Origin of the sequence: Roseivirga sp. (assembly GCF_965216855.1) — a bacterium.
Taxonomy (GTDB): Bacteria; Bacteroidota; Bacteroidia; order Cytophagales; family Cyclobacteriaceae; genus Roseivirga.
In genome coordinates this window covers 1,765,582-1,786,956 of the sequence record NZ_OZ244204.1, presented here as the reverse complement: position 1 = coordinate 1,786,956, position 21,375 = coordinate 1,765,582, and the positions used below count along the sequence as shown (strand labels likewise).

20 protein-coding genes and 1 riboswitch are annotated in these 21,375 nt (G+C 42.4%); of the genes, 12 read left to right on the top strand and 8 right to left on the bottom strand.

What is annotated here, in order from left to right; translation table 11 throughout:
- The first annotated feature begins 1 nt into the window (after position 1).
- From ACOOEY_RS08050 to secDF, 5 genes are all read left to right on the top strand, one after another.
- Positions 2-478 carry an FKBP-type peptidyl-prolyl cis-trans isomerase gene (locus ACOOEY_RS08050; RefSeq protein ID WP_420388153.1) on the top strand — a complete coding sequence of 159 codons (477 nt, stop codon included), beginning with the start codon at positions 2-4 and terminating at the stop codon, positions 476-478.
- A gap of 11 nt (positions 479-489) precedes the next feature.
- On the top strand, positions 490-1,068 hold the full coding sequence (rdgB, locus tag ACOOEY_RS08045) for an RdgB/HAM1 family non-canonical purine NTP pyrophosphatase (protein ID WP_420388152.1): 579 nt from the start codon (positions 490-492) through the stop codon (positions 1,066-1,068).
- Positions 1,069-1,094: 26 nt separating this feature from the next.
- On the top strand, positions 1,095-1,721 hold the full coding sequence (gene udk / locus ACOOEY_RS08040) for a uridine kinase (protein WP_420388151.1): 627 nt from the start codon (positions 1,095-1,097) through the stop codon (positions 1,719-1,721).
- 54 nt (positions 1,722-1,775) lie between these two features.
- Positions 1,776-2,117, top strand: coding sequence for a hypothetical protein (locus ACOOEY_RS08035; RefSeq protein WP_420388150.1), 342 nt, complete (start codon positions 1,776-1,778; stop codon positions 2,115-2,117).
- Between the two features lie 84 nt (positions 2,118-2,201).
- Positions 2,202-5,234 (top strand): protein translocase subunit SecDF, encoded by a 3,033-nt coding sequence (secDF, locus tag ACOOEY_RS08030; protein WP_420388149.1) that lies wholly within the window; start codon positions 2,202-2,204, stop codon positions 5,232-5,234.
- A 224-nt stretch (positions 5,235-5,458) separates the two neighbouring features.
- Here the strand turns inward: secDF and guaB are convergent, their stop codons facing one another.
- The 4 genes from guaB to ACOOEY_RS08010 form a co-directional block, all read right to left on the bottom strand.
- Positions 5,459-6,928: an IMP dehydrogenase gene (gene guaB / locus ACOOEY_RS08025; protein ID WP_420388148.1), complete on the bottom strand. Its 1,470-nt coding sequence runs from the start codon at positions 6,926-6,928 to the stop codon at positions 5,459-5,461.
- A gap of 96 nt (positions 6,929-7,024) precedes the next feature.
- Positions 7,025-7,438, bottom strand: coding sequence for a DoxX family membrane protein (locus ACOOEY_RS08020; RefSeq protein ID WP_420388147.1), 414 nt, complete (start codon positions 7,436-7,438; stop codon positions 7,025-7,027).
- A 6-nt stretch (positions 7,439-7,444) separates the two neighbouring features.
- Entirely contained in the window at positions 7,445-8,593 is a 1,149-nt protein-coding gene (locus ACOOEY_RS08015) for an aminotransferase class V-fold PLP-dependent enzyme (protein WP_420388146.1), read from the bottom strand.
- Positions 8,593-9,117, bottom strand: a complete 525-nt coding sequence (locus tag ACOOEY_RS08010; protein ID WP_420388145.1) for a thioredoxin family protein — start codon at positions 9,115-9,117, stop codon at positions 8,593-8,595. The genes ACOOEY_RS08015 and ACOOEY_RS08010 overlap by 1 nt, the downstream gene beginning before the upstream one ends.
- 57 nt (positions 9,118-9,174) lie before the next feature.
- Here ACOOEY_RS08010 and pnuC point away from each other — a divergent pair, with 57 nt between their 5' ends.
- The 5 genes from pnuC (at position 9,175) to ACOOEY_RS07985 (ending at position 14,836) form a co-directional block, all read left to right on the top strand.
- Entirely contained in the window at positions 9,175-9,813 is a 639-nt protein-coding gene (gene pnuC / locus ACOOEY_RS08005) for a nicotinamide riboside transporter PnuC (protein WP_420388144.1), read from the top strand.
- Entirely contained in the window at positions 9,814-10,323 is a 510-nt protein-coding gene (locus tag ACOOEY_RS08000) for an AAA family ATPase (protein WP_420388143.1), read from the top strand.
- Between the two features lie 35 nt (positions 10,324-10,358).
- Positions 10,359-10,474: riboswitch (TPP riboswitch) on the top strand.
- A gap of 49 nt (positions 10,475-10,523) precedes the next feature.
- A complete protein-coding gene (locus ACOOEY_RS07995; protein ID WP_420388142.1) occupies positions 10,524-12,980 on the top strand; it encodes a TonB-dependent receptor in 2,457 nt (818 codons plus the stop codon).
- Between the two features lie 208 nt (positions 12,981-13,188).
- Positions 13,189-14,187, top strand: a complete 999-nt coding sequence (locus tag ACOOEY_RS07990) for an ROK family protein (RefSeq protein ID WP_420388141.1) — start codon at positions 13,189-13,191, stop codon at positions 14,185-14,187.
- Between the two features lies 1 nt (position 14,188).
- A complete protein-coding gene (locus tag ACOOEY_RS07985; protein WP_420388140.1) occupies positions 14,189-14,836 on the top strand; it encodes a hypothetical protein in 648 nt (215 codons plus the stop codon).
- A 60-nt stretch (positions 14,837-14,896) separates the two neighbouring features.
- Here ACOOEY_RS07985 and ACOOEY_RS07980 read toward each other — a convergent pair whose 3' ends face one another.
- The 4 genes from ACOOEY_RS07980 to prmC form a co-directional block, all read right to left on the bottom strand.
- Positions 14,897-16,654 (bottom strand): M56 family metallopeptidase, encoded by a 1,758-nt coding sequence (locus tag ACOOEY_RS07980; protein WP_420388139.1) that lies wholly within the window; start codon positions 16,652-16,654, stop codon positions 14,897-14,899.
- A 19-nt stretch (positions 16,655-16,673) separates the two neighbouring features.
- Positions 16,674-18,398 (bottom strand): M56 family metallopeptidase, encoded by a 1,725-nt coding sequence (locus ACOOEY_RS07975; protein WP_420388138.1) that lies wholly within the window; start codon positions 18,396-18,398, stop codon positions 16,674-16,676.
- Positions 18,398-18,766: a BlaI/MecI/CopY family transcriptional regulator gene (locus ACOOEY_RS07970; RefSeq protein WP_420388137.1), complete on the bottom strand. Its 369-nt coding sequence runs from the start codon at positions 18,764-18,766 to the stop codon at positions 18,398-18,400. Before ACOOEY_RS07970 ends, ACOOEY_RS07975 begins: the two co-directional genes overlap by 1 nt.
- Before the next feature lie 92 nt (positions 18,767-18,858).
- Positions 18,859-19,662: a peptide chain release factor N(5)-glutamine methyltransferase gene (gene prmC, locus ACOOEY_RS07965; RefSeq protein ID WP_420388136.1), complete on the bottom strand. Its 804-nt coding sequence runs from the start codon at positions 19,660-19,662 to the stop codon at positions 18,859-18,861.
- A 46-nt stretch (positions 19,663-19,708) separates the two neighbouring features.
- On the opposite strand from prmC, the gene ribD reads away from it, so the two are divergent.
- Together ribD and ACOOEY_RS07955 are read left to right on the top strand one after the other, a co-directional pair.
- Positions 19,709-20,773 (top strand): bifunctional diaminohydroxyphosphoribosylaminopyrimidine deaminase/5-amino-6-(5-phosphoribosylamino)uracil reductase RibD, encoded by a 1,065-nt coding sequence (gene ribD / locus ACOOEY_RS07960; protein WP_420388135.1) that lies wholly within the window; start codon positions 19,709-19,711, stop codon positions 20,771-20,773.
- A 93-nt stretch (positions 20,774-20,866) separates the two neighbouring features.
- Positions 20,867-21,349: a GAF domain-containing protein gene (locus ACOOEY_RS07955; protein ID WP_420388134.1), complete on the top strand. Its 483-nt coding sequence runs from the start codon at positions 20,867-20,869 to the stop codon at positions 21,347-21,349.
- The last annotated feature ends 26 nt before the right edge of the window (positions 21,350-21,375 follow it).

Genomic DNA, 21,375 nt, shown 5'->3' with positions numbered 1-21,375 from the left:
AATGAAGAGAATAAAGTTATTGTTTGTGCTGATGGTTGCCATTCTGGCAAGTTGTGACACGGAAAGCGTATTTGATGAAGCTGAGCAATTGGCCATCGACAGACAATTAATTCTGGATTACATGGCGGATAATAATATTCAGGGCGAAGAAATCGGAGACCTGGGTATTTATTATGTGCTTACTCAGCCTGGATCAGGTCCCAATGCCGAATTTGCCAGCTCAGTTTTTACGCATTACAGAGGCTACCTCCTCGATGGAACCGAGTTCGATACTTCAGTAGGTAGAGGTGTTTTCGATTTTGTGATCGGTGCAGGTGATGTGATTCAGGGATGGGAAATTGCGTTCAAGGAATTGAATAAAGGGGCCAGCGCGACCCTATTCATCCCTTCTAAATATGGTTATGGTACCAGAAGACAAGGCAATATTCCTCCTAACTCTGTTTTATTATTCGATGTCGATGTGACAGACATCCGATAATCTGACTCAAAATGAATATCTGTTTTACCACCAATAATGCTCATAAGCTAAAGGAGGTTAAGGAAATTGTAGGGGATAGCATTGAACTGCTATCCCTTTCTGATATCGGCTTTAGTGGAGATATACCCGAAACGCACGAAACACTGGAAGAAAACTCTCTGGAGAAAGCCCAGTACATTTTCGATCGGTATCATACTCCTGTTTTTTCAGACGATTCAGGACTCGAGGTACTAGCCCTTGACGGCCGCCCCGGAGTACATACAGCCTATTATTCCGGATCGAGAGATGCCGTGGCCAATATGTCTAAGGTGTTGGATGAACTTAAGGGTGAATCGAACCGGAAGGCCCGTTTCAGAGCCGTGATGACTTACATCGACCAGGAAGGTCGAATAAATCAATTCGAAGGAATAGTGGATGGTCAGATTGCTGATGATATGTCTGGTGCCGATGGCTTTGGTTACGACCCTATCTTTATTCCCGATGGTTATGACCAAACCTTTGCAGAACTTTCTTCGGAAATTAAGAATACGATAAGCCATAGAAAAAGAGCACTCGAAAAGCTCGTACAATTCATAAAATCCTCTCTATAATTCATTTGCCTTTCTAAATTTGCAGAATGGAAAAACCGTACGTCATTGGAATTACTGGTGGAAGTGGTTCTGGAAAGACTCTATTCCTCAATCAACTCCGTAAAGAGTTTGATGCCAAATCGGTAACCTGTATTTCTCAGGATGATTACTACATGCCCCGAGAATTCCAGCTGGTCGATAAAAACGGTCAGCATAATTTCGACAGGCCCGAATCCATAGACTACGAACATTTTGCCAGTGACCTGAAGTCACTTAGCGAGGGCAAAGAGATTGAAAAGGAGGAATATACCTTTAACAACCCGAATGTGGTGCCCAAGAAGATCATCAGGAGACCTGCTCCTGTTATTCTGGTAGAGGGTATTTTCATCTTTCATTACAAGAAGATTTCTGAATTGATCGATCTGAAGGTGTTTATCGATGCCAAGGATTATATCAAGTTGCAGAGAAGGCTGAAACGTGACAGAGAAGAGCGAGGCTATGATGCCGATGATGTGCTATACAAGTACGAAAACCACATCATGCCATCCTTCCAAAAATATATTGCACCCTACAAGGAGAACGCAGACCTGATTATTCCGAATAATACCGGTTTTGAAAAAGCATTAGATGTAATGAGAGCGGTTATCCAGTCGAAAATTCCGGTGAAAAGCTGATTTTCTCACATCTATTGCTACATTTGTCACCGCATTATGAAAAACATTGACCATATGAAAAAACTCAAGCAGGGACTCGTGTTCCTCCTGGGGCTTTTTGTGGCCGTTTTCGTAATTGCGCAGGAAGTAATTACCGTTCAGTGCGAGGAGGTTAAAGATCAGCAGGAACAAGCCGATCAGGATTCTTCACAGGAAGATGTTAGCTATGAACTCTCTTATCAGGCATTACTTCCTATTAGTAGCATTTCAATAGAGCCTTTCCAGGCTATCCTATTAGCTGAAATTAACTTTGAATCAGAGGTAGATGAGCAACATCCTGAGGTGGATGTTCCGCTATGTGATTCACCCTACTATAAAACCCTTTTCCGGCAGATAATATCACCTAACGCACCCTAGTTAGGTTTACTGTTTTCGGATTACGGGAGCATATCAGCTCCTTACATGAATTACCCTAATTTTTGCTAACAACACTTTATTGAAATGAAAAATAAGAATACAATTGTTTTCTTGACAGTTATCATCACCGCATTATGCGTGTATTATCTGTCAATTACATTCTTCTCAAGAGGTATTCAAGCGGATGCTATTGAATATGCGAAGGATGATGCTGGTGTAATTGACCAGCAGAAAAAGCAGGCCTATCTGGATTCAATCTGGATGGAGCCGGTGCTCAATATCCTGGGTGCCGAATTTACCTACAAAGACATTAAAGAAATTGAGCTGAATCTTGGACTTGACCTTCAGGGTGGAATGCACGTTACACTTGAAGTTTCTCCTGTAGAAATTATCAAGGGACTTTCGGGTAACAGCCAAAATGCCGACTTCTTACGTGCTTTGGAACTGGCTTCTGAGCGTCAGCGTAACAGCCAGGCTGCCTATACTCAATTGTTTGAGTCAGCCTGGGATGAAGTAAATCCCGGAGGAAAGCTGAGCAGAGTATTTGCCAATGCTGCTAACCGTGGCAGAATCAGCTTCGAATCTACCAATGCAGAAGTGATGTCTGTCATTGAAGGAGAGGTTGATCAGGCAATCGACAGAGCCTTCCAGATTCTAAGAACCAGAGTTGACCGTTTCGGTACTTCTCAGCCTAATATTCAGAGACTTCAGGGTACAGGTAGAATTCAGATTGAATTACCAGGCGTTGATAACCCTGCCAGGGTTAGAAAACTGCTTCAGGGTGTAGCCAAGCTCGAGTTCTGGGAAGTATATGAAGACGGTGAGATCAATTCTACGCTTAGCGCTATGAATGATGAGCTATTGAGAATTGAAAGACAACAAAGAAACAGCAATACCAACCTAAGCACTGAGATTGCTGCCACTACGGGTGAAGAGCAACCTTCAAACTCATTAGAGGCGCAAATGGAGCAAGGTGCTGATACAGCTGCTGCAGATTCAACCAGCCTTGATACCGACTCTGGTGTTTCTCAATTCTTCGCTCTTCAGCAACAAACACAATATAGCGGGTTCTACTATAACCTGGCCGATACTTCATTGATCAACAGAATGTTGAAGAATGAAAGAATACAGAGATTGATTCCTGCCAACCTTGACTTCAAATGGTCAGTTAAGCCAATGCCTGATACTGAGATTCTTCAGCTGTTCCCTATTAAAGTGAGCAGAGGTGAGGCTCCATTGACAGGTGAAGTGGTAACTGATGCCAGACAAACACTAGACGATAGAGCAAGAAATGCAGTGAGCATGCAGATGAACACTGTGGGTGCCAAGAAATGGAAAAACCTTACTGCTCAGAATATTGGTAGAAGAATCGCTATTGTACTTGATAATTATGTATACACTGCTCCGGTAGTAGAAGGTGAAATCCCTAGCGGAAGCTCATCTATTGCCGGTAACTTTACTCAGGAAGAGGCAGAAGATTTAGCCAATATCCTTAAGGCTGGTTCACTTCCTGCTCCTACAAGAATTGTTGAAGAAGCTGTAGTTGGCCCTACTTTGGGTATTGAAGCACAAAGGCAAGGGGTGACTTCTATCGTAGCTGGTCTTTTGATTGTAGTAATCTTTATGATTTTTTACTACGCCAAAGGTGGTTTGGTAGCTAACGTAGCCCTACTGTTCAACATCTTCTTCATTCTCGGTATTCTGGCTAACCTTGGTGCTGCCCTTACGCTACCGGGTATTGCTGGTATTGTACTGACTATTGGTATGTCTATTGATGCCAACGTACTGATCTTTGAAAGAATCAGGGAAGAACTAAGAAACGATGTACCATTGGTACAAGCCATTAGCTCTGGTTATCAGAAAGCTTACAGTTCAATTATAGATGCCAACGTAACTACTTTGTTAACAGGTATTATACTTTATGCCTTGGGTCAGGGTCCTGTTAAAGGATTTGCCGTAACCTTAATGATTGGTATTATCTGTTCATTCTTCTCTGCAGTATTCATTACCAGAGTAATTGTGACCTGGATGACCAAGAAGGGTAATGAGAGCAAAATCTCTTTCGAGACTCCGGTATCTAAAGGTTTGTTGAGCAACATCAATATCGATTTCCTTGGCAAGAGAAGAATGGCCTACATGATTTCTTCTATCGTGATTGTTATCGGTATTGCTGCACTAAGCACTAATGGTTTGAGATTGGGTGTTGACTTTAAAGGAGGTCGCTCTTATGTGGTTGAATTCGATCAGCCAATGGTGGCTTCTGATATTAAGACTGCACTTTCAACTGGTGTATTTACTGAAGATGGTGTTGAAGTGAAAGAGTATGATGCGAGTAACGTACTTAAAATCACTACCTCTTATCTGGTAGATGAAGAGTCTACTGAAGCTGATCAGGAAGTAAAAGATGCTTTGACTTCTGGTTTAGCTCAGGCCACTGGTAAGACCTTCATCGATGGTACAGTTGAGCTGGGTGATGGTCAGTTTACTATTGTAGCTTCATCTAAAGTAGGTGCTACTATTGCCGATGATATCAAGAAGTCTTCTTACGAAGCATTCGGTTTATCTATCCTGGCCATATTTATCTACATCCTTATCAGGTTTAGAAGATGGCAGTTCTCACTTGGTGCTATTGTGGCTCTAGTTCACGATGCATTCATTGTGATGTCGGCTTTTGCCATTGCAGGCTGGTTTGGTATCTCATTCGAAATCGATCAGGTATTTATTGCTGCATTGCTGACCATCATAGGTTACTCCATAAACGATACCGTGGTAGTATTTGACCGTATTCGTGAGACACTCCAAATGAAAGGATCTAAAGACTTGATCGGTACTTTCAACCTTTCAATCAATTCCACAGTGAGCCGTACATTGATTACTTCATTAACCACTCTGATTGTGGTATTGATTCTATTGATCTTTGGTGGTGAAGTATTGAGAGGTTTCTCATTTGCCCTGTTTATTGGTATTATAGTGGGTACCTACTCATCAGTATTCATTGCAACTCCAACAGTAGTTGACTTGACTAAGAAATCACTCGGTGCTGCTGCCGAAAGAGAGCAGGCATCGGCCAGAGCAAAAGCTGCTGCTAAAGCAGAGGCTACTGCTCAACAAGGTTAGGAGATATCAGACGTCAGATATTAGACATTAGAAAAAGCCACTTCGCAAGGAGTGGCTTTTTTCGTTGTGGTTCATTCTCTGTTATGTGAGAATCCAGAATAATGCTTTTAACCGACTTTCTTATCTAAGTTTGGCTACAGAGCCAGATGAAATAGTCCGGGTTAAAAAAAGAAGCCAGTCCGGTGAGGACTGGCTTCTTGAATAACTCAATCAGTTAAATTCTTTTATCTGCTATAGTTTGGAGCCTCTCTGGTGATGAAGATATCATGAGGGTGACTTTCTCTCACACCTGCACCAGTGATTTTCACAAAGCGGGCTTTTTGCATAGCCTCAATATCGGCAGCGCCACAGTAACCCATACCAGCCTGCAGGCCGCCAACAATTTGATACAATACCTCTTGAACCAGGCCTTTGTATGGTACACGACCTACAATACCTTCAGGTACCAGTTTCTTAATATCATCTTCCGCATCCTGGAAGTAACGGTCTTTTGAGCCATCTTCCATGGCCTCAACGGAACCCATACCTCTGTAAGATTTGAATTTTCTTCCTTCATAGAGGATTACCTCTCCCGGAGCCTCTTCTGTTCCTGCTAACAGCGAACCAATCATTACTGTGCTGGCACCGGCAGCAATGGCCTTCACTACATCTCCGGAGTAACGAATACCGCCATCAGCGATTACAGGGACGCCACTACCAACTATAGCCTTGGCCGATTCATATACTGCAGAAAGCTGAGGCATTCCAACACCGGCAATAACACGAGTGGTACAAATACTTCCCGGGCCAACTCCTACTTTAACTGCATCAGCTCCGGCATCTACCAATGCTTTGGCAGCATCTGCGGTGGCAATATTTCCTACGATTACATCAAGATCTCCGTAAGCCTTTTTGATTCTCTTTGCCGTGTCGATTACCCCTTTGGAATGGCCATGAGCGGTGTCGATACTTACAACATCCACACCCGCGTTGACCAATGCCTGAATTCTATCCTCAATATCAGGGGTAACGCCAACCGCTGCGCCTACTCTAAGTCTGCCATAGCCATCTTTACAGGCATTTGGACGGTTTCTGTTTTTAAGAATGTCCTTATAAGTGATCAGACCTGTCAGCTTGCCTTTCTCATCAATGATTGGCAGTTTTTCGATTTTGTATTCCTCTAAAACACCCTCGGCTTCATCGAGACTGATTCCCATTTTGGCGGTGATCAGGTTTTCCTGTGTCATAATCGTTCTTACAGGAGTGGTCATGTCCTTGATAAAACGCATGTCGCGATTGGTAACAATACCCACCAGGTTTTTGTCATTGTCGACCACTGGGATACCACCAATCTTGTTTTCACGCATAATGCTCTCTGCCTCGCGTGCAGTGCTCTCTACGTTCAATGTAATTGGATCGAGGATCATCCCACTTTGTGAACGCTTAACCTTTCTTACCTGAAGGGCCTGCTGTTCTACACTCATGTTTTTGTGAATGAATCCCAAACCTCCTTCAAGCGCCATGGCAATGGCCAGCTTGTATTCGGTGACAGTGTCCATGGCAGCAGAAACCAAAGGAATATTCAATTGAATATTTCTGGTTAGCTGTGTCTTGGTTACTGTATTTCTGGGTAAAACTTCGGAATAATCCGGTAGAAGAAGCACATCGTCATAGGTAAGCGCTTCAAAGAGGAATTTGTCTGTATCGAGTGGCATAGCAAATAAATACTTGATTTTATTTGCCGGACAAAACTACGGAGATTGAATGATTGAAAAAAGTATGTGTCAACAAATAAATTTTGACACTATAAATTACTTGTTCTTTTTGTCTCTCAGGCGATCTAGTGACCACATGTCCCACTCTTGAGGCAAAAGTAAAATTCCTGTTAACAAGATGGACCTGAAAAGGACATCACTCAGGTTCCAAATTGGAGTAGCAAGTCCATGACCGAATGAAACGATGAGTAGAACTGCTGCCAATGCATAAAGTGTATAATTTCTAAATAAGCCTAGTATGAGCAGTAACCCTCCAATGAGTTCGGTATATGATGTAAAGTAAGCCGTTAACTGAACCATGAATTTCGGTAGCTGTTCTTCATAACCTTTGAACATATTGTCATATATGTTGCTGATACCCCAGTTGAATACTTTTCCGTAACCCTGCATTAAAAAAATGATGCCGAGTAAGGTTCTGATAAAAAACAGAGCTACGACTTTATTGAGCATCTTTGACTAGTTCTTAAAGCTATTGAGTAGGCGCTGAAAGTCTTCAGTGCCATTATAAAGATGAGGTGCGATTCTGATAGAGTTACCCCTGATGGAAACAAAGATTTTATTCGACTCGAATTTTAACCTGACTGTTTCCATATCCATATGTTTGGGTAATCGAAGGCCAAATAAATGTTCACCTCTATAGGCTTCATCTTCAATTTGAACTCCCATTTCCATTAATTCTTTCAGATAGGGTGCGGTGAGCTTTTTGCAATAGGCTTGTATATTTTGAGGCCCCCATTCATTGATTTGCCGGATAGCTCTGGTCAACATGGGTGTTTGAATGAAGTTGGCACTTTCACCTACTTCATAGCGAATTGATCCTGGCTGGTACTCATCCTGATAATTGATAAGATTTCGAAAATCCTCACTATGAAGTCTGTTCATCCAGTTGTTTTCTATAGGACTCCCATTTTGGAAATACTCGCCATAGTAAGCAATACCGGAAGCATAAGGGCCCATGAGCCATTTATAACCAGCCGCCACTACTGCATCCGGCTTGAATTCCTTCACATCGAATGGGAGGGCTCCGATGGACTGCGTACCGTCAATCACCAGAATTGCTCCCACTTCATCGGCTCTTTCTCTGATGGCTTTCAGGTCGAATCGGGTACCATCTGTCCAGTGTACATGACCGGTGGCTACCATCTTCGTATTGGAGTCAATGCTTTCCAGTAACAGTTCATTCCAGGCCTTTCCACGACCTTCCTGAATATGAGGAGGAGCGACCAGTTTCAGAGTAATGCCTCTTTCATTCTCTAACTCTTTCCAGGCATACACGTTGCTCGGAAACTGTTCACCAGCGATGACGATATTATCGCCTTTACCCGCTTTCAGGTTTTTGGCCACATTCGCCAACCCATAGGAAACAGAAGGTATAATAGCACAGTCTTGTTCTTTGTCTGCATTAATGAGTCTGGCAAACTCACTTCTCAATGCTGAAGTGTTTTTGAAGAAGTCTTCCGGTTTTACAGAAGTAGGATCGTCCTTTCCGTAAAGACATCTTACACCCACTTCTGCCACGCTTTTTAGCATGGGAGACATGTAGCTGCAATTTAAATAAGTGATGTCGTCAGGAAGGTTAAAGAGGTCTTTTTGGTTCTCTAGCATTATTGATTAAAGATTAGCTCCATGGAGTGTTCGAAAGATATTTCAGGTTCTTCCAATATCCTGCCTATTTCTTCTCCATTGCGTAAAAAAATGATGGTCGGAGTTTTTCTTATATCCCAGCCTTCTTCTGTGTTCAGCCTGCTTTTCTTATTCACATCTACGCCATACAATTCAAGCTTATCATAGATGCCCAGTTCTTCACATACCCTCATCAGTCTTGGGATTTCGCGATTGCTATCGTGACACCAGGTGCCCATAAAGACTTTGATTTCAACTCCTTTTAGATTTTTCTTTCTAATGTTTTTGAGTGTATTGATATCTACAAGGTAGGTTTTGTAATTGGTGTTGAACCATATCTTATAAGGCATTTTTTGCAGGCCTTCTTTGGTGATTGGTCCGTTCAGAATTTTGTCGACATACTCAGAAACACTCTCGGTTTCTACATTGTATTCCTTCTCCTGAGCTGACATAAACATCGGAAAAACCCACATCAAAATGATCAATACTGCTACTGCCTTATACATTTCCATAAAAATTTAATCAACCAACGAAATATACCAATTAATCATATCTTTGGCGCCATGGACCTCAACCAGATTTGGCAAGATATTGTCGCCAATATCCAGGGATTTGATTTCTGGGGGTTAATTGCATTTGTATCGGGAATTCTTGCCGTTGTATTCCTCATTAAGGAAAATATCTGGACATGGCCGTTTGGTATCCTCTACACCGTTATCTCACTTTTCGTTTTTTATGAGTACCGACTTTACGGTGATTTATTGCTTCACATCTTTTTTCTGGTGCTTAATATCTATGGGTGGGTACACTGGATCAAAGGCAAAGACAAAAAGGATGATGAACTTCCGGTTACCCGGCTACGGCTGAAGCCAGCCCTGACTTATTTGGCCATCACCGGAGTTTTTCTCTACTTCTTTGCTCAGTTTTTAATGCAGCTACCCGTATGGTTTGAAGGAATAGATGCTCCGAGTCTGCCTTATTGGGATAGCGCCACTTCAACTTTGAGCGTAACTGCCATGTGGCTCACGGCTCGCAAACGTATTGACAACTGGTACTACTGGTTTGCCATTGACGTATTGGCGACTGGCATATACTTTTATAAAGAACTTTATTTTTATTCGATACTCTATCTCATTTACATCGTTATGGCCATTGCAGGTTACTTAGCCTGGAAAAAAAGCCTGAAACTCAACCAAACATAAATGATAACAGTAGGAATTGTAGGTCCGGAGAGTACTGGTAAGACAACTCTTGCCCAGTCGCTGGCCCAACACTTTAAAACACTTTGGGTGCCCGAATATTCGAGGCAATTTTTGACCCAGCTCGATAGACCATATGTGCAAGAAGATCTCATAGCGATTGCGAGAGGTCAGCTTGAGGCGGAAAGGCAGTACAAAAAAAAGGTAAAGGACCTGCTTCTGCTTGATACCGACCTCTTTGTGGTTAAAATATGGAGTGAATTCAAGTATGGCTCATGTGATCCCTGGATTCTTCAACAGCTCAATATGAATCACGCCAGCTTTTACTTCCTCACCCACCATGACTTGCCTTATGAATATGACCCGCTCAGGGAAAGTCCCGAAGACAGAGAGGAACTCTTTCACCTGTATGAGGCAGCATTGAAGGAGGCCAATGTGCCATACCTGATTATAAGGGGAGATGAGGAGGAAAGGCTGGAGATAGCCATACAAAGAATTAACTCAATCCTGTAAAGGGTTAGTTTTCTAAATTATCATTACTAGATTTGCGCAACAATAAAGGGGTGCCCTTCCTGATATGCTTCAGGATTAAAGACGGGCTGAGATTATACCCATTGAACCTGATGCAGGTAATGCTGTCGCAGGGATATGGTGGTCTAACGTTTTCGGCAGGCTTCCCCTAGCCGCCATTGTTGAACCATTAAATAATTACAATGAGAAAATGGATTGTGTTGTCGGCATATATGCTGATGATCACGCAGATGTTTGCGCAAAGCAACATCAGAGGGAAGGTAGTCGATGATGCTACCGGAGAAACGGTTTATGGTGCCAGCATTATGCTTTCACCAGGTGCGCAGGGAACCACAACTGATGAAGAGGGTAATTTCCTTTTACAGAATGTAGAAAATGGAAACTATACCCTGAGAGTTTCTATGATTGGCTATGCCAATCTGTCCAGAGAGCTTAGAGTGGCAGGTAATGTGAACCTGACGCTCAGATTGGTTCAAAAAGCTGAGCAATTGCAGGATGTAATTGTTACGGGAACCAGAGCCAATGAAAAAACACCTACCACCTTTACCAATGTGAGTTCAGAAGAAATTGAAAAGCAGAACCTGGGACAGGATTTACCTTTTCTCCTGAATTGGACTCCCTCGGTAGTGGTTACTTCAGATGCAGGTGCCGGAGTGGGATACACTGGGATTCGTATTCGGGGGAGTGATCCCACACGAATCAACGTGACTATCAATGGTATTCCGGTTAATGATTCTGAATCTCAGGGAGTATTTTGGGTAAACACGCCAGATTTTGCTTCCTCTACTTCCTCCATACAGGTGCAAAGAGGAGTGGGAACATCGACTAACGGAGCAGGTGCATTTGGCGCTTCAATCAATGTGTTGACCAATGGAGTCAGTACAGTGCCAAAGGCGCAGGTAAATACCAGTGTTGGTTCTTATAACACCCAGAAGTACAATGCCATCTATTCAACAGGCTTGTTGGAAAGCAATTGGGCTTTTGAAGGCAGGCTGTCGAAAATTACTTCTGATGGTTACATAGACAGAGCTTCATCTGATTTAAGTTCATATTACCTTTCAGGGGGCTACTATGGTAAGAAGACAAGCCTTCAATTCATTCATTTCGGTGGAAATGAAGTGACCTACCAAAGCTGGTGGGGTACGCCTGAAGCTCGTTTGGAAAATGATGCAGCGGGCATTGAGGAAGTGATTGCCAATAATGGCTACACCGCAGAACAGGCAGCTAACCTGAGAAATTCAGGAAGAACTTTTAATTACTATCTGTACGATAATCAGGTAGACGATTATGGCCAGGACCATTATCAACTGCACTTCAGTCAGGAGTTGAGCCCATCGTGGAACCTGAATACTGCGCTGCACTACACCAAAGGGTCAGGATTTTTCGAAGAGTATAAAGACGATGAAGACCTGGCTGACTATGGCTTACAGGAGGTGACCATCGGAGGAAGTACTATCACATCGACCGACCTGATCAGAAGGCGTTGGCTGGATAATGACTTCTATGGAATGACCTATGACCTGAATTATGACGGGAGTGATGTCCAATTCACCTTAGGAGGAGCCTACAACGAGTACGATGGATTACATTTTGGAGAAGTGATCTGGGCTCAGTATGCCAGCAACGGAGAAATCCGTCATCGCTTCTATGAAAGCCGATCTGATAAGTCTGACTTCAATACTTATGCTAAAGTTAACTATCAGATTTCTGATCAGCTGAATTTGTTTGGAGATGTTCAGGTGAGAAATATCGTTTACACCGGAGCAGGCACCGATAATGACCTCAGGGTGATTGATTTCGATCAGAATTATACCTTCTTCAATCCCAAAGTAGGTTTGACTTATAACCTTACGAATAACAGCAGTTTATATGGATCGTTCGCCATAGGTAATAAAGAGCCCAATCGCTCTGATATTATCGATGCCGCGCCCGGTACAGAGCCTGAGCATGAAACGCTCAATAACCTGGAAATCGGCTATAGAAAGAGAACCGGCAGAGCTGCTTTTGAAGCCAACTACTACCTGATGGATTATAAAAATCAGCTTGTGCTTACCGGTGAGGTAAACGATGTAGGGGCAGGTGTCAGAACCAATGTGCCAGATAGTTATCGTATGGGTATAGAACTGTCTGGAGCTATGCAGGTAAATAGCTGGTTTGCCTTTCAGGCCAACCTTGCTCTGAGTGAAAATAAGATCAAATCTTTTGAAGAAGTGATTTTCGACTATGGGGTTAATTTCGATGAGTATAACGAGGTGAGAACAGAGTTTGAAGATACCGACATTAGCTTTTCTCCTGCTGTGATTGCCGGTGGGCAGTTAATGTTTACTCCGGTTGCTAATCTGGAAATTGCTCTTCTTTCGAAATATGTTGGCGATCAGTACCTGGATAATACATCAAATGAAAACAGAAAGATTGATGCCTTCTTCGTGAATGATATCAGGTTCAATTATGGATTTGAAACCTCGTTAGTGAAGCGTATCAATCTGAGTCTTTTGATCAATAATCTGTTGAATACAGAATATGAATCAAATGGCTACACCTTCGGATACTTCGGAGGCCCGGATTATGAAGTCAGAGAGAATTACTTCTACCCGCAGGCAGGTACCAATTTCCTCTTTTCGGTTGGCCTGGACTTCTAGTCTGACAGACCGAGATTTGAATAAGCCCCTGTATGATAGATACAGGGGCTTATTTTTTATGCAATCGTTTACCTAAAAACTCTAAACCATTGTTCCGCTTATCAACCGCTAATCCTCATATTGTACTAATTTTAGATACTGTGATTGCGAAATCGCGAATTTCTGCTAAATCGCAAGACAGTTAGGATAGGCAAGAAATAGTGATGTCATGAGAGAGACAGCCATAGGTATAGATATAGGCGGAACCTTTACCAAATACGGGCTAACCGATGTGGAGGGAAACGTCTTGATGGAGGGATCCATACCCACCTATACTCATAAGGAAATCAAATCTTTTTTAGATGCTTTAAGTGAGGCTATTCATAAGAGTCTGGACGAGCTGGGTGAACCCATTGAAATTCTTGGAATAGGTATCGGAGCACCTAATGGCAATTACTACAAGGGAACAATCGAACATGCTCCCAACCTGCACTGGAAGGGCATTGTGCCCTTTATCGACATGTTCAAAGAGTACTTCGATTTACCCATGGTACTTACCAATGACGCCAATGCCGCGGCTATTGGTGAAAAGGTCTTTGGTGGAGCTAAAGATATGGACGATTTCATCGTCATTACTTTAGGTACAGGCCTTGGCTCGGGATTGGTGACCCGTGGAAAACTGATATACGGTCACGATGGTCTGGCAGGTGAACTGGGACATACCAATGTTTACCCTGATGGCCGCGAGTGTAATTGTGGCAAGAGAGGTTGTCTGGAAACGTATGCTTCAGCTTCCGGTATCAAAAGAACCGTCTTTAAGCTATTGGCTACCAATAATGTAGATACCCCTTTGCGTAGCTACACTTATGAATCTCTCACCTCTAAGAAAATTACCGAAATGGCTTTGCAGGGAGATCCAATTGCCCTGGAAGCTTATAATTATACTTCTGATATTCTTGGCCTAAAGCTGGCCGATGCTGCAGCAGTGACCAGCCCCGAGGCTATTTTCCTATTTGGTGGCTTGGCTAAGGCCGGAGATATTCTGGTGGAAGCTACCAAGAAGTCATTCAATGAATACCTCTACCCTGGATACAAGGGAAAAATCAAAATTAAGCTGTCTGAGCTGATGGATCGCAATGCTGCTGTACTGGGTGCAAGTGCCTTGGTATGGAGTGAAATTGCTAATAGCAATACCATTAGAATTCCTCAGCAGGCCAGAGCGGTTTAATATGTCTTCACATCACATCGTCAGAGATGAGCAGGAGCCTGCTCTTTTGATTGATGATGCATCGGTCATCCATTACAACTTTGTTGAACTGTTATTGGAATGGTCACCCAAGGTCATTGTTACGGTCAATGCGCTCGATGATGTACTTCAATGGGGAGTGAAGATCGATACAGTCATAGCCAGACCTGATCAGGTGAAAGATTTTAAGGAGAAACTCAAACCTCAGTCTCCCGTCCAACTATTGGTTTTCGAATCGTCCGATTTGTTACAATCTGCTTTTGTTGTACTGGAAGACTTCAAGCATCATGCTGTCAATATTCTTGCAGATACATTTAACAGTAGCTGTCTGGACACCATAAAACACTATGCTGACCAAATAGACTCAGTACTCTACTACAATGATCAGAAGTGGGTTTATGAGTCGAAGGGAGTGTTTCAAAAGTGGGTAAATATCGGTGATGTTTTTGGAGTACACCCCATTGTTCCCGGAACCTATTTTAAAACTGAAGGATTCTACACCAACCTTGAGAATGAAATGTATCTGGAGCCCTTTGAGCTAACTTCAGAGGTAGAAGGTAAGGTGAGGGTGCAATCAAATCAAAAACCCTTTTGGCTGATTGAAAGCCTGAAGACGGACTTGTATCTGTGAAAATGAGAATGGCACCCTAAAGTAAGATGCCATTCAATGAACCTCAATCAATCAAATTTCTTACATCATGTATTTGGTGGGTATGGAGATTTTTACTCTTACTTTTACCTGCTCCCCATCTTTCACGCCTCTTTTCCATGTATAGAACTGTCTTGTCTTGTTCTGTATGTCTTCCATAACCTCACCAAAAAATAAATAGAGAGGTTTGTTTTTTCTGTCACTTCCCTTCAGCTCTGTGGTTAGGTTTAGATTAGATATTTGTCTTCCTCCGTAAACTACGGCTGTAAAATCTATGGTTTCCGGTAGATCTTCCTTTCGAATATGCGAAGGTAGCTTTGTATCAAGAGCAATGGCTCGAGTGAAGGTTTCGAGTCCGCCTACGGGTTCAGGTTTAACATCGACTTCATCCTCATCAAACACTTCTGTTTCCCGGTCGAACGAAGGCTCGTAAAACATGATGTATTTCAATTCAATTTCAACTTCCCGCTCAAATTCATTGATCAGTTCATATAGGTCGAACATATAATTGGGCATAGTATTACTCGAAATGCGAGTAGACCTGATCCTGATGCTGTCTTTTAGCGACAACTGTATCAGTTCTTTCCGGTCATTTTTATCCAGCTCGCCAAAGTATAGCGGACTGTTGTTTTTGTAATAGGTGCCCTGATAGTCGAAGCTTGCCGGATTCTGCATGTATTGGTACCTGATCTGTTTATCCGGATAGACTTCTTTCAACCTTTTTAAAACCACCTCGAATTTAGGAGGGAGTTTATCTGAGGCGATAAAGGAAGGAAGAATACCAAGTCTGTTCCTCATCAGTTGTAAGGCCTCATCTTTTGAGTTTACCGGAGTAGGCTCAATGATAAGACCGAAGTTTTTGTCGTTATCGTTTCCAGGCTTTTCCTGTGCCTGGATGGCATTCCAGCCCAGAATACCTAGTCCGTAGGTGGTGATAAATAATACTGCTACTATAGTTGTTCCAAGTCTGGTTTTGTGTGCATTCATAAACTTCAGTCTTTTAGATAATGTGGAAATTGAGGCAAAGGAGTGGCCCAGTGCATGCTGCTGACCATTGAGACTCACCGCTATCAATGCTTCGGCATAATGTCTCAGTTGAAATGACTTTAATGCAGCTTCATCAGCAAGTGCTTCGTGGAGCACTCTAAGTTCGCGTCCAATCAAATAGATGATCGGATTATACCAAAGTAATGCCTGACAGATTTGATTAAATATCAGATCTATTGTATGCTTTTGAGCAATATGAGTGGTTTCGTGATGTTGAATGATTCTCCATATCTCAGGAGTATAAGTATGATCTTTAGGTATAAAGATGACTTTGCTAACCGAAAATGGTGTGGATACTGCCGGATGGAAGACGCAGGTTACACCATTAATCAGTCGTTTTTCGCCTGAATATCTCCAATACAATAGTTTAATAGCCTGGAGAACTAAAGCAAGAAGAGATATCATGACACCAACCACATAGATGATTGAAAGACGCTCTTGCCAATCGATACCAGTATAGGTAACACTGAATGAATCGACCTCGGTAAGAATGTTTTGTTGTGATGGAGTGGTCTCAGGAACCGTCTTAAAGATGACAGGTTTTTGTTCTGCAACCTGTTGAATGAACCGAGGTTCACCTTTGGTCACCTTATACTCCAAAAAGGGGGATAAGCAGCAGGTGGCTAATATAATGAGAACAAGCCCTCTTCTTAGGTGAAAACTGGTGTTGTTCCTGAATATGAAATAGTAGGCAGCAAATAGGAGTGTTAACATTGCACTTACCCTTAAGCTCCATATCATTAATTCTTCCATGCTCATAGAGTTTTGAAGATTACATCATGTATTTGGTGGGTATAGCAATTTTCACCCTCACCAGTACTTCCTTACCGTCCTTGATGCCGCGTTTCCAGGGGTAGATGCTTGAAATTTTAGACCTGAGTTCGTCATGAACTTTACCGAAAAAGCGATAATAGGCTAGGTTTTCTTTTTCAGACCCATTCAGTTCAGTGAGTAGATTAAGGTGGGAAATACTCTTTCCTCCCCTTACCACAAACTCAAAATCTACGGTTTCCGGTAGTTTATTGGTGGCCAGGTCCTCTGGTATTGTGATGTTGAGTGCTATGGATTTGGCCAGGTTGTCAAGGCCGCCAATAACCTCTGGTTGCTTTTCTACTTCATTAATGCTATAGATAATACCGTCATCTGCCAGTTTGGTTGGTGTGGCCTCATAAATCATCAGGTAGTTGGCATTGGCCAATATGATTTCTTTCAGGTCAGGAACGGTTTCGGAGTAGGTGTAATACATGGGAGATGATTTACCGTTTTTGTTAAGGTTAACACTGATTTTGGAAGTATCCTGTTGGACCAGGTTGAATACCTCCAATTTCTGATCATCTGAAACCTCATCAATATAAATCGGTTTATAGCCTGGTTCATAAGCATCGAAGTACATGGAAAAATCGCCTTTTTCGAAATACCTGTAGCGAATGGATTTATCTGGGTTTTCTTCCTTCAGTCTTACAAAGGCTTGTTTATGCTCCTTGCTGAGCTTATTAATAAGCCCTATTTTAAAAGGGAAGGACATTAACTCCTGGATTTTAGCATCAACCTGCTCTACCGTGATTTCAGAGTCAATTTCATCTTTGTCTTGTGCTTTGAGCGAAGTCCAGCCAATCAGGCCTGTAACGCTGATCAGAAAGATGGTCAGCACAAGAATGGTCTTTTGGATTTTTGTTTTGTGCGTTTTCATAAGGGATATTCTTTTAGATAATGAAGATTTTAAAGCAAAGGAGTGTATCAGCTTAAATTGTCTTGTGGCCAGGCTCACACTCATCAATGTCTCTGCATAGGTGTTAAAATCAAATTGCCGTAACACCTGCTCATCGGCCAGCGCTTCATGAACCACTTTGAGTTCTTTTTGAAGCAGATAAATCATTGGATTGTACCACTGAAATGCCTGGATAATCCGGCACAGTAAAAGATCGAGGCTATGCTTTTGGTTGATATGGACAGTTTCATGCTGGGCGATAATTGACCAGGCTGTTTCCGAATAGACTGATTCAGCAGGTATGAAAATCCATGAGCCAAAGGAGAAGGGAGACTTGACAGAGGAATGTTTCCATACTGTGATGCCTGATATGTTGTCCTTCTTTGCGATCAATAGCAGCCTCAAAATTTTGCCAAGATCAATCAGAAGAATGATGAAAGATACAGCAAGTCCGCTCAGGTAAAGCCATTGAAATGTGTGATTCCAGTCGATCGCCCGTTTTTTGGAGGACTCTGCAGATACTATACTGATTTCTGTATGTGTCTCGGGTTCAAGAGACTGGCGGATGCCAAGAGGCATCATCTCATAAGCTTCTTTGATTACCCGGGGCTGTTGATCACTTACTCCAATTTCAATGAAAGGAGCTATGGAACATATGATCAAAAGGATCATCAGAAGTGCCCTTTTTAGTGTGTACTCAGTATTATATCTAAAGAGAAAGTAATAGAAAGAGAACACAATGAACAATAATGCACCAGCCTTGAGGCTCCAAAGTAAAACCGGGTTCATTAGTCCTCCTCTTTTTTGCTTTCCAATATCTTAATGATCTCATCCAACTCGTCTATATCCATTTTTTTACGGTCAGCAAAAAAGGAAACGAGCCTGGTCAATGAGCCTTCAAAGTATTTGCTCATCACATTGTTCATGGCAAAGTCAGAGTACTTGGACTTGCTGATTAATGGATAGTATCGCTTGCTATTCCCCAGCATTTCGTGCGCTACGAATCCTTTTTGTTCTAATACAGTGAGTACTGTAGCAACAGTGGTATAGCTGGGTGGATCTTTCTTGAACTGTTCAAGTATTTCTCTGGTAAAAGCCATTTCAAGCCCCCAGAGTATCTGCATAATCCGCTCTTCAGCTTTGGTTAATTCTTTCATAGAAAATCAATCTACTATAAATATAGTAATTAAACTATATAAATAGTAAAACTTCGAAAAAGATAGTAGTTAAAGAAGGTTAAAGAGAATCTCTATCTGAAAGCAGCCATGACCATTCGGTCTTTGCTCTGCAGGTCTTTCCGAATGGTTACCTGATTATATCCCTCATCCTCAAGCAATGATTTTACTTCAGGTCCATAAGACTCATGTATTTCAAAATAGAGGAGGCCTCCAGCATTCAAGGATGGTTGGGCTTTCTGAGCGATTGTCCTGTAGAAAAGCAGAGGGTCATTATTGGGTACAAAGAGTGCCTGGCCAGGCTCATGCTCCAGCACGTTGCTGTGCATTTGGTTTTTGTCAGATTCAGGGATATAAGGAGGATTGCTAACGATAATGTCGTATTGGCCGTTTAGATCTTCTTCCAGAATATTGAGTTCAGAGAAGGTGACATCAGCTTTCAACAGCTCGGCATTCCGCATGGCAAGGTTTAGCGCTTTCGTTGAAATATCAATGCCGTCAGCTTTCAAACCACTTATTTCCAGAGCCAGTGTAATCGGAATACAACCGGTACCTGTTCCAATGTCAAGGAGGTAAATTTCCTGTTTTCCCAATTCCCTAATTCCCTCAATTACCCAATTCACCAGTTCTTCTGTTTCGGGTCTGGGAATTAATGCTTCGGGTCCACACTTAAACCTTCTTCCATAGAATTCACCAAAACCTACTACATGTTGAAGAGGGGTTGCCGCTCGCAGTAGCCTTAAGTCGTGATGCATGAGTTTTTCATCGAAATGGATGGGGCTATTCATGGCCAGTTTCATTGCATCTACATGAAAGCGATCGTGTAAATAGTGTCTGGCCAATGCCGATACTTCACGCTCTTCGTACAAGTTTGCCAATTCATTGATAACTTGGCGCAGCAAATCTTTTGCAGGCTTTTGCGACATGGTACAAAGTAAAGCAATTATCGAATCAAAGAATTTCAGTGAAGATGATATTCGCTTTATGCGAAGAGCTTTGGAACTGGCTGCTTTAGGCAGGGGATCTGTAAGCCCCAACCCTATGGTAGGCTGTGTCATTGTTCATGAAGGTAAAATCATTGGGGAAGGATGGCATAAACAATATGGTCAGGCACATGCTGAAGTCAATGCTATTCAATCTGTATCGGATCATAACCTTTTACCGGAGTCTACCTGCTATGTTACACTGGAACCATGTGCTCATCACGGTAAGACGCCTCCTTGTGCAGATCTGCTGGTGAGTAAAAAGTTGAAAAAAGTGGTAATCGCAGCTTTTGACTCTAATCCATTAGTGGGAGGAAAAGGCATTGCCAGAATGAGAGACGCTGGTATTGAAGTATTGACAGGCTGTCTGGAAGAGGAAGCCAGGGCTCAAAACTGTCGCTTCTTCAGCCTGATAGAAAGAAAGAGACCTTATGTTATTCTGAAGTGGGCTCAAACAGCCGATGGTTTTGTAGCCAGAAAGAACTTCGACTCTAAGTGGATAAGCCATGAGTACTCCAGAAGTCTGGTACACCAATGGAGGGCTGAAGAAGATGCGATTATGGTAGGGGTGAATACTGCTATTTATGATGACCCTGCTTTGAATGTGAGAAGTTACATAGGAAAGGATCCCATAAGAGTTTTGGTAGACAGAAACTTGAAAACTCCAGGTCAACTGAAAATTAAGGATCAATCAATTCCTACGCTTGTCTATAATATCAAAGAGAACCTACAGTCTGATCAGCTGGAATATGTTAAGCTAGGTCAGAAGGAGTTTCTGTCCGAGCTCTTGCTTGACTTAGGTAAAAGACAAATTCAATCCGTCATCATTGAAGGTGGTGCGGCTTTGCTGAATGCTTTTATTGAAGCAGGTCTTTGGGATGAGGCCAGGATATTTACAGCTGCCAACCAATTTGAGGAGGGGTTTAAAGCCCCCATGGTCTCAGGAGAGCTGGTGTCTGTTTCAAATGTGCTGGGCGATGAGCTCAAAATATACCTCAACAATTAACTGAACTGATTCGAAGTAGGGTGTAGAAAGAATCAGAGATACTTGAACTCTATTAGCTGGTACGTAGTTACCTTTGCAATTCATTAAAAAGCTATGGCTGAAGAACTTTTGATCAACAATACTGCTACCAAAGCAGAGAAATATGAAAGCTTACTTCCACAGATAGAAGCGCTGGTAACGGGTGAGCCTGATCTTACCGCTAACCTTGCTAACATCGCCTCGGCACTGAAGTATGGCATGGGCTTCTTCTGGGTTGGATTTTATTTGGTAAAAGAAGGTGAGTTGGTGTTAGGTCCATTCCAGGGCCCCATTGCCTGTACAAGAATCAGAAAGGGTAAAGGGGTTTGCGGAACCAGTTGGGAAAAAGGCGAAACGGTATTGGTGCCCAATGTAGATGAGTTTCCCGGTCATATTGCCTGTAGTTCAGATTCTAAGTCTGAAATCGTATTGCCAGCTTTTAAGCATAATGAAGTGGCTTTAATTCTGGATGTAGATTCAGATCAGTTGAATGATTTTGATACAGTGGATCAGGAGTATTTAGAGAAATTGATGAGAGTCATTGATAAACTCCTTTGATGGGTAGATCTTCTGAAAATCAATTT